The organism is Streptomyces sp. NPDC057900 (assembly GCF_042887885.1).
GTDB lineage: Bacteria > Actinomycetota > Actinomycetes > Streptomycetales > Streptomycetaceae > Streptomyces.
This window is the reverse complement of sequence record NZ_JBHVOI010000012.1, coordinates 179,444-187,956: the sequence shown is the minus strand read 5'-3', so window position 1 is coordinate 187,956 and position 8,513 is coordinate 179,444. Positions and strand designations below refer to the sequence as shown.

General features: G+C 71.5%; 6 protein-coding genes. All 6 read left to right on the top strand.

What is annotated here, in order from left to right; genetic code table 11:
- The first annotated feature begins 183 nt into the window (after positions 1–183).
- The 6 genes from ACFVQ0_RS31495 (at position 184) to ACFVQ0_RS31470 (ending at position 8,480) form a co-directional block, all read left to right on the top strand.
- Positions 184–2,307, top strand: coding sequence for a glycoside hydrolase family 27 protein (locus ACFVQ0_RS31495; protein WP_390092600.1), 2,124 nt, complete (start codon positions 184–186; stop codon positions 2,305–2,307).
- A gap of 122 nt (positions 2,308–2,429) precedes the next feature.
- Positions 2,430–3,719, top strand: a complete 1,290-nt coding sequence (locus ACFVQ0_RS31490; protein ID WP_390092599.1) for an ABC transporter substrate-binding protein — start codon at positions 2,430–2,432, stop codon at positions 3,717–3,719.
- Between the two features lies 1 nt (position 3,720).
- Positions 3,721–4,659, top strand: a complete 939-nt coding sequence (locus ACFVQ0_RS31485) for a carbohydrate ABC transporter permease (protein ID WP_390092598.1) — start codon at positions 3,721–3,723, stop codon at positions 4,657–4,659.
- Positions 4,656–5,522, top strand: a complete 867-nt coding sequence (locus ACFVQ0_RS31480; protein ID WP_390092597.1) for a carbohydrate ABC transporter permease — start codon at positions 4,656–4,658, stop codon at positions 5,520–5,522. Before ACFVQ0_RS31485 ends, ACFVQ0_RS31480 begins: the two co-directional genes overlap by 4 nt.
- Positions 5,519–7,651, top strand: coding sequence for an alpha-galactosidase (locus ACFVQ0_RS31475; RefSeq protein WP_390092596.1), 2,133 nt, complete (start codon positions 5,519–5,521; stop codon positions 7,649–7,651). Before ACFVQ0_RS31480 ends, ACFVQ0_RS31475 begins: the two co-directional genes overlap by 4 nt.
- Before the next feature lie 70 nt (positions 7,652–7,721).
- Positions 7,722–8,480, top strand: coding sequence for an SDR family NAD(P)-dependent oxidoreductase (locus ACFVQ0_RS31470; RefSeq protein WP_390092595.1), 759 nt, complete (start codon positions 7,722–7,724; stop codon positions 8,478–8,480).
- Positions 8,481–8,513 lie beyond the last annotated feature (33 nt).

Below are 8,513 nucleotides of genomic sequence, written 5' to 3'. Positions count from 1 at the left end.
GGTCGGACACCTGTCCGACCGGCCTCCGCCGTTTCTGTGTCCGCCCGATGTCGAGTGAGTTTCACTTAATTAGTAATTAATCTTGACGGGGGGTTGGGTGAGCCGTCACAGTCCTGTGCGTGGCGCCGCCCCGTGATCTCCGGAGGCAGGGCGCCTGACATCCCCAACTCCTGGGAGAATCAGTTGATTTCGCAAGGTGCAAGGACGACGCCTGCCCGGCGCGCCGCAGCCGTGCTGGGCGCCGCCGTCCTGGTGGCCGTGTCGGCCCCGGCCGCGGACGCCGGACAACGGCCCGCCGAGAGCGCTCCGCCGTACTACGACAGCGGCCTCGCGCCGACCCCGTACATGGGCTGGAACACCTACTACGGGCTCGGCGCCCCGACGGAGGACCAGGTCAAGAGCGTCGCGGACCATCTGGTCGGCAGCGGCCTCAAGGGCAGCGGCTACGACATCGTCTGGCTGGACGGCGGCTGGCAGGCCGACACGCCGAGGGACGCCCAGGGGCGGCTGGTCGCGCACCCGGACCGGTTCCCCTCCGGCATCCCCGCCCTGGTGGACTACCTGCACAAGCGCGGGCTGCGCGCCGGCATCTACACCGACGCGGGGACCTACGACGGCGGCAAGACCTGTGGCCTCGGCAGCCGCGGCCACTACCGGCAGGACGCCGAGCAGTTCGCCGGCTGGAAGGTCGACGCGATCAAGGTCGACTTCCTCTGCGGGATCACCGAGAAGATCGACCCGGGCCCCGCGTTCAAGGAGTTCAGCGACGCCGTGGCCAAGTCCGGCCGGCGGATGCTGCTCAACCTCTGCAACCCGCTGACCGACGACTGGGGGGTGCCGCACACACCGGCGCGGGACGCCCACAACGCCTATGTGTACGGCCCGACGACCGGCGACTCCTGGCGCACCGGCACCGACATCGCCTGGGGCACCCCCACCGCGGGCCAGTGGCCCAACATCCTGCGCAGCGCGGACGCCAACGCCGGGCACCCCGAGGCGCAGGCGCCGGGGCGCTACAACGACCCCGACTACCTCATCCCGATGCGCAAGCTCGAAGACGGCTCGCTGGAGCTGACCGAGGAGGAGTCCACCAGTCAGCTGGTGCTGTGGGCCGAGATGGGCTCGCCGCTGGTCATCGGCTCCGACCCGCGCACCCTGCCGAAGCGGATGATCGACACCCTGCGCAACCCGGAGATCCTCGCGGTCGACCAGGACCCCCTGGCGATCCAGGGCGTGCGCGTCGCCTCCGACGCCACCGGCGACGTCTACAGCAAGGTCCTCCAGGGCTCCGGCAAGCGGGCCGTGGTGCTCCTCAACCGCTCCGAGCAGGCCGCCGAGCGCACGGTGGACTTCGCCGACGCCGGGCTGTCGGGCCCGGTCACCGTGCGGGACCTGCGGGCCAGGAAGGGCGCGGGCACGCACTCCGGTTCGTACACCGTGAAGGTGCCGGCGCACGGCACCGCCTTCCTCGGTCTCAGTGGCCGGGACGAGGCGCCGGGCACCTCGCTGTCCACCCGCTCGGACGCGAGCCCCGCGCTGGTGCGCGACGGCGACCGGCTGAGCGTCTTCACCCGTGGCGCCGACGGCTCGCTCTGGCGGCGCGACGGGCGCGACGGCCACTGGGGCGGGCGGGTCACGGACCTCGGCGGGCCTACGCACGGCCGGATCGCCGGGGAGCCCGCCGCCTACGCGGCCGGGCACGGCCGGATCGACGTGTTCGCCCGGGGCACCGATGACGCGGCCTACCGGATCTCGTACGACGGCGACCGCTGGGGGCGCTGGCAGAAGCTGGGCGGCGCGCTCGCCGACAGCCCTGCCGCCGCGTACGACCGTTCGGGTCACTGGACCCTCTACGCCCGTGGCACGGACGGCCGGATCCACACGCGCGGCGAACGGACCGGTTGGAGCACCCTCCAGGGGCCGGACGGCATCGGGCTGTACGGGCGGCCCGCCGCGGTCACCGACGCGGCCGGGCGCACCCAGCTCGCGGTGCGCGCCGCCGACGACTCCGTGCGCCTGCGGGTCCGGGACGCCTCCGGGAGCTGGTCGGACTGGTCCTCGCTGGGCGGCACCGTGAGCGGCAGCCCCACGCTCGTCGCCACCGGGGGACAGGTGCGGCTCTACGTCCGCGCCGGTGACTACACCCTGTGGCAGCGCACGCTCGCGGCCGGGAGCTGGGGCGACTGGTCCCGGGAGAAGAGCTTCCCCAGCGGCTCCTTCGACGGTGAACTCGCCGTCGTGGCAGGGCCCGGCGGCGGATTCCTGACGGCCTTCCGCGGCGTGGCGGGGGTCATCCGGCAGGCCTAACAAAAAATAAATTAGTAATTAATCTTGACGGTGGATCACTCGCACCGTCACTCTGTATCAGCCGAACGAGGGCCCGGCCGTCAGAGGGCCGGGCCCCGTTCCGTGGGCGCATAGGGAGTCCCATGAACACCTCAGCACAGAGCCGCCGTACCTTCCTCGCCGGTGCCGCGGCCGTCGGCGCCACCGCGTTGGCGAGCGGCTGCGTCGCCTCGTCGTCCAGCGGCGGGAAGGGGAGCTCGGGTGGTGCGGTCACCCTCCAGTCCAACCTCTCCGCACCCCAGGCCAAGTCCGCCATGCAGGAGGTCGTCGACGCCTTCAACAAGCGCGGCGGTGCGAAGGGTTCGCTGAACACCGTCGCCTCGGAGACCTTCCGCACCCAGCTGCCGACCTACCTCACCTCTGCCACCCCGCCGGACCTCTACACCTGGTACCCCGGATCCGTGGCGGAGTCGTACGCCAAGAAGAACCTGCTGCTCGACGTCAGTGACGTCTGGGACGGGCCCGAACTCGCCGGCTACTCCGACGCGCTGAAGAAGCTCTGCACCGACTCGGCCGGCAAGAAGGTCTTCGTCCCCACCACCTACTACTGGTGGGGCGTCTTCTACCGGAAGTCCAACTTCGCCAAGTGGGGCGTCAAGGAGCCCAAGACCTGGGACGAGTTCCTCGACCTGTGCGACAAGCTCAAGAGCAAGGGCGTCGCCCCGATCGGCCTCGGCGCCGGCGGCGGCACCCCCTGGGTCGCCTCCTCCTGGTTCGACTACCTCAACATCCGGATCAACGGCGCGAAGTACCACCGCGACCTGCTCGCCGGGAAGCACCGCTTCGACGACCCCGAGGTCCGCAAGGTCTTCGACCGGTGGAGCGAGGCGCTGCCCTTCTTCGACCCCAACTCCACCGCGCTGCCCTTCCAGGACGCCACCACCGCGCTGCTCCAGGGCCGCACCGGAATGATGCTCATCGGCACCTTCTTCGCGGACGCCGCGCCCAAGGACCAGCTCGACGACATCGACTTCTTCCGTTTCCCCGTCATCGACCCGAAGGTCCCGCTCGCCGAAGAGGCCCCGACCGACGGCTACTTCGCCAGCGCCCGGACCGGCCGCAAGGACGAGACCAAGGAGATGCTCCGCTATCTCGCCACCGCCGAGGCCCAGGAGATCTACCTCAAGGGCTCCTCCGGCACCTCGCTGCCCACCCACCCCGACGCCAAGGACAGCGGAACCCCGCTGGTCATCAAGGGCCGCAAGCTCATCGAGAACGCCGCGGACATCACGCAGTTCTTCAACCGCGACTCCAGCGACGCCCTCTCTCCCACCGCCGACACCGCGCTCACCCACTTCCTGTCCAAGCCCAAGGAGATCGGCTCGATCCTCACCACGTGGCAGCGGGACGCGCAGAAGATCTGGAGCCAGTGACATGGCGGTACTGACCGCACCCCGGAAGGAGACCCGGAAGCGGAACGAAGGCCGGCCCCCGGCCCGCAAGCGGGCGACCCGGGTCCCGCCCATCGTCCTCGCCTTCGTGCTGGTGCCGCTGCTCGCCGAGGCCTTCTGGGTCTTCTGGCCGGCCCTCCAGGGCTTCTACCTCGCCTTCACCAAATGGGACGGGGTCTCCGCCCCCGAGTTCATCGGACTGGGCAACTTCCGCGAGATGTTCGGCGACGCCGTCTTCCGCACCGCCGCCCTGGACACCGTCATCTGGCTGCTGCTCTTCGGCGGCCTCTCCGCCGCCCTCGGACTCGGCGCGGCGCTGCTGCTCCAGCAGGAACGCCGGGGCGTCGGCTTCTACCGGGCCGCGCTCTTCCTGCCCGTGGTGTTCTCGCTCGTCGCCACCGCACTCGTCTGGCAGGCGATGTACCAGCCCGACGGGCTGATCAACAAGACCCTCGAAGCGGTCGGCCTCTCCGGACTCACCCACGCCTGGCTCGCCGACCAGGACACCGCCCTGTACGCCGTGATCGTGCCCGCCCTGTGGCGCCAGATCGGCTACGTGATGGTGCTGTACCTGGCCGGGCTCAAGGGCATCGACCCGGTGCTCTACGAGGCCGCCAAGGTCGACGGCGCCACCCGCTGGCAGCAGTTCCGCCACATCACCCTGCCGCAGCTCAGCAGCGTCAACGCCGTCGTCATCTCGGTCATCGTCATCGACTCGCTGCGCTCCTTCGACGTCGTCTGGGCGCTCACCAGAGGCGGCCCGTACCACTCCTCCGAACTCCTCAGCACCTACATGTACTCCACCGCCTTCCAGTCCCTGCGGCTCGGCTACGGCTCCGCCCTCGCGGTCGTGATCTTCGTACTCGCCTTCGGCGTGATCGCGTCCTACCTCGTCCGCGCCTTCCGGGAGGCCGACGCATGACCGCCACCCACACCCCCACACCGCGCCCCCGCACCGGGCGGCGGCGGAAGCTGGGCACCGCAGGCTTCCACGCCAGTGCCGGACTCCTCTCCGTACTCTGGCTGCTGCCCGTCGCCCTGGTCCTGGTCACCAGCGTCCGGTCCTTCGACGACGTCGCCGCCCACGGGGTCGGCAGCCTGCCGCACTCCTTCACCCTGGACGGATTCCGCCAGGCCTGGGTCGACGGCGGCCAGCAGCGCGCGCTGATCAACAGCCTCCTGGTCACCATCCCGACCGTGCTGCTCTCGCTGCTCCTCGCCTCGACGGCCGCGTTCGCGCTCAGCCGCTACGACGTACCGCTGCGCCGCACGCTCCTGCTGCTGATGCTCGGCGGCAACCTGCTGCCCCCGCAGATCCTGCTGGTCCCGGTCTCCAAACTCAGCGAGATGCTGGGCCTGTACGACTCGCTGTACGCGCTCATCGGCGTCCAGGTCGGCTTCGGCATCGGCTTCTACGTCTTCGTCCTGCACGGCTTCATGCGGTCCATCCCGCCGGAGATCCAGCAGGCCGCGGTCATCGACGGCGCCGGACCCTGGCAGATCTACACCCGGATCATCCTGCCGCTCGCCAAGCCCGCCATGGCCGCGCTCAGCGCCCTGTCCTTCACCTGGATCTTCAACGATCTGCTGTGGGCCATCACCGTGCTGCGCACCGACACCCAGATGCCCATCACCGCGTCCCTCATCGGACTCCAGGGCCAGTACGTCTCCATGTGGAACGTCATCGCGGCCGGCTCCGTCATCGCGGCGGCCCCGACCGTCATCGTCTTCCTCAAGTTCCAGCGCCACTTCGTGGCCGGCCTCAACCTGGGAGCAGTGAAGTGACCCCGCACGACCGGGCCCCGGACAACAGGGCCCCGCAGGACCGTTGGCTGCTGCGCACCGAACACACCACCTACGCGGTCCGGATCGCCGGCGACGGCCGCTGGGCCGAACTCACCGCCTGGGGCCCGCACGGTGTCGAGACCGGCGAATCGCCCTTCGAGCGACCGCTGCGCACCCACTTCCTCACCCCCGCCGACGCCGCCCCCGCCGAATACCTCCCGTACGGGATGCGCCCCTTCACCGGCGCGGAACTCGTCGTCCGGCGCGCCGGCCAGGACCGGGGCACCTGGTGGACCTTCGACTCCGCCACCGCCGACGGCGACCGGGCGCTGCGCCTCGCCTTCACCGACGAGCTCCAGGGGCTGCGCGCCGTCCTGTGCTACGAGACCGTGCCCGGCACCGACGTGATCCTGCGCTGGACCGAGCTGACCTGCACGGGTGAGGACGAACTGCGCCTGGAGCGCCTCGACTCGGCGGCCGTCAACGTCCCCGTCACGGGCGGCGCCCGGCTCACCTCCCTCACCGGCCAGTGGTCCCAGGAGTTCACCCGCACCCAGCACGAACTCGCCCGGGGTCGCTACGAGATGGCCTCCACCCAGGGCGTCGCGGGCCACGCCTACGCACCCTGGCTCGCCGTCCAGGACGCCGCACTGCCGGACGGGCACGACACCCCGACGTACGGCGTCGCCCTGGAGTGGTCCGGCAACTGGCACCTGAGCGCCGACGCGGAACCCGGCGGCGCGGTACGGATCGCGGCCGGCCGGGTGCCCCACGAGGGCGCCGTCCGGCTCGCCCCCGGGGCCACCCTCACCACCCCCCGGCTGGCCTGCGCCTTCAGCCCCGAGGGACTGGACGGCCTGGCCCGCGTCTGGCACCGCTACGAGCGCCGGCTGAGCGGCGACCGGATGGACCGCACCCGCAAGGTCCTCTACAACTCCTGGGAGGCGACCGGCTTCGACGTCGAGGCGTCCGCCCAGCTCGAACTCGCCCGGATCGCCGCCGGCATGGGCGCCGAACTCTTCGTCGTCGACGACGGCTGGTTCACCGGACGGCACGGCGAGACCGGCGGCCTCGGCGACTGGCACCCCGACCCGGCGAACTTCCCCGACGGCTTCGACGCCTTCATCGGCGAGATCCGCGCCACCGGCATGGACTTCGGCCTCTGGGTCGAACCGGAGGCGGTCAGCCCGGCGTCCCGGCTGTACGCCGAACACCCCGAGTGGGTCTACCGGATCGACGGCCGCCCCGCCACCCTGGTGCGCGAACAACTCCTCCTCGACCTCGGCCGCGAGGACGTCCAGGACTTCGTCATCGCCACCCTGGACCGGCTGCTCGGCGACCACGCCATCAGCTACCTCAAGTGGGACATGAACCGCCCGCCCACCGAACGCGGCCGCCCCGGTGGCGCACCGGCCGGTGAACAGGACCTGGACGCCGAGCACGTCGCCGGGTACCTGCGGGTCCTGGACCACCTGCGCGCGCACCACCCGCACGTCACCGTCGAGGGCTGCGCCGGGGGCGGCGGCCGCGTCGAACACGCCACCCTCGCCCGCACCGACGTGATGTGGCCCAGCGACAACACCGCGCCCCTGGACCGCCTGGCCATCCAGTACGGCTACCTGCACGCGCACGCCCCGCACACCATGAGCTCCTGGGTCACCGACGCGCCCGGCGTCTTCGACCCGCGCCCCCGCTCGCTCGGCTTCCGCTTCGTCCTGGCGATGTCCGGGGTGCTGGGCATCGGCGCCGACATCCGCACCTGGTCCGCCGCGCAGCGGACGGAGGCGGCCGGCTGGGTGAGCCGCTACAAGGAGATCCGCGACCTCCTGCACCACGGCGAGGTCCGGCTGCTGGGCTCCCCGGCCGACGCCACCTGCGGCGTCCAGTACGCGGAGGAGGGCGGCGCCCGCATCGCCGTCACCGCCTGGAACACCGGCCGCCTCGACGGCGCGCCGCTCGTCCCTGGACGCCCCGCCCGGCTCCGGCTGCGCGGCCTGGATCCGGCCGCCCGCTACACGGACCGGCGCAGCGCGGCCGAGTACAGCGGAGCCCATCTGCTGCACTACGGACTGCCGTTCGCCTGGACCACGCGGTACGACGCGGAACTCGTCGTACTCGTCAGGCAGTAAACCGCCCAGCCAGAGCCACCGTCACTAGAGTCACGACAGCACCGCTGAACCCGAGGAGTCGACCCGCACCATGAACGGAAACCCCCGCTTCGCAGACAAGGTGGCCGTGGTCACCGGAGCCGCCTCCGGCATCGGCGCGGCCACCGCGGAGAGGCTGGCCGCGGAGGGCGCCGCGGTGATCCTCGCGGACATCGCGGAGGGCCCCGGCGAGCGCGTCGCCGAATCCATCCGCGCCGCGGGCGGCCGGGCCCGTTTCGTGCGCACGGACGTCTCGGACGAGGGCGACTGGCAGCGGGCCGTGGACGCCGCGCACACCTTCGGACCCGTCGGCGTCCTGGTGAGCAACGCCTACACGGTCGACGTCACCCCCGCCCACGAGATGACCGTCGCCTCCTGGGAGCGCCAGCTGTCGGTCAACCTCACCGGAGCCTTTCTCGGCTTCCGGGCGGTCCTGCCCGACCTGCGCGCCCGGCGCGGCGCCGTCGTGCTGACCTCCTCGGTCCACGCCCACAAGGGCATCCCCGGACACCCCGCCTACGCCGCGTCCAAGGGCGCGCTCCTGTCGCTGTGCGGACAGCTCGCGGTGGAGTACGGGCCCGAGGTGCGGGTCAACGCCGTACTGCCCGGCCCCATCCTCACCGGGGCGTGGGACCGGGTGGGGGAGGAGGACCGCCGCAAGAGCGTCGCGGAGACCGCGGCGGGCCGGTTCGGCACCCCGGCGGAGGCGGCCGCCGCCATCGCGTTCCTCGCCGCCGACGAAGCGTCCTACATCACCGGATCGAGCCTGCTCGTGGACGGCGGCTGGTCCGTCGTCAAGGCCTCGGCCTGACCATTGCCCGGCCCCACCCTTTCGCACAGCAGA

Coding starts and splice junctions, on each gene's coding strand:
- ACFVQ0_RS31490 (WP_390092599.1), top strand. CDS start 2,430: ATGAACACCTCAGCACAGAGCCGCCGTACCTTCCTCGCCGGTGCCGCG.
- ACFVQ0_RS31485 (WP_390092598.1), top strand. CDS start 3,721: ATGGCGGTACTGACCGCACCCCGGAAGGAGACCCGGAAGCGGAACGAA.
- ACFVQ0_RS31480 (WP_390092597.1), top strand. CDS start 4,656: ATGACCGCCACCCACACCCCCACACCGCGCCCCCGCACCGGGCGGCGG.
- ACFVQ0_RS31470 (WP_390092595.1), top strand. CDS start 7,722: ATGAACGGAAACCCCCGCTTCGCAGACAAGGTGGCCGTGGTCACCGGA.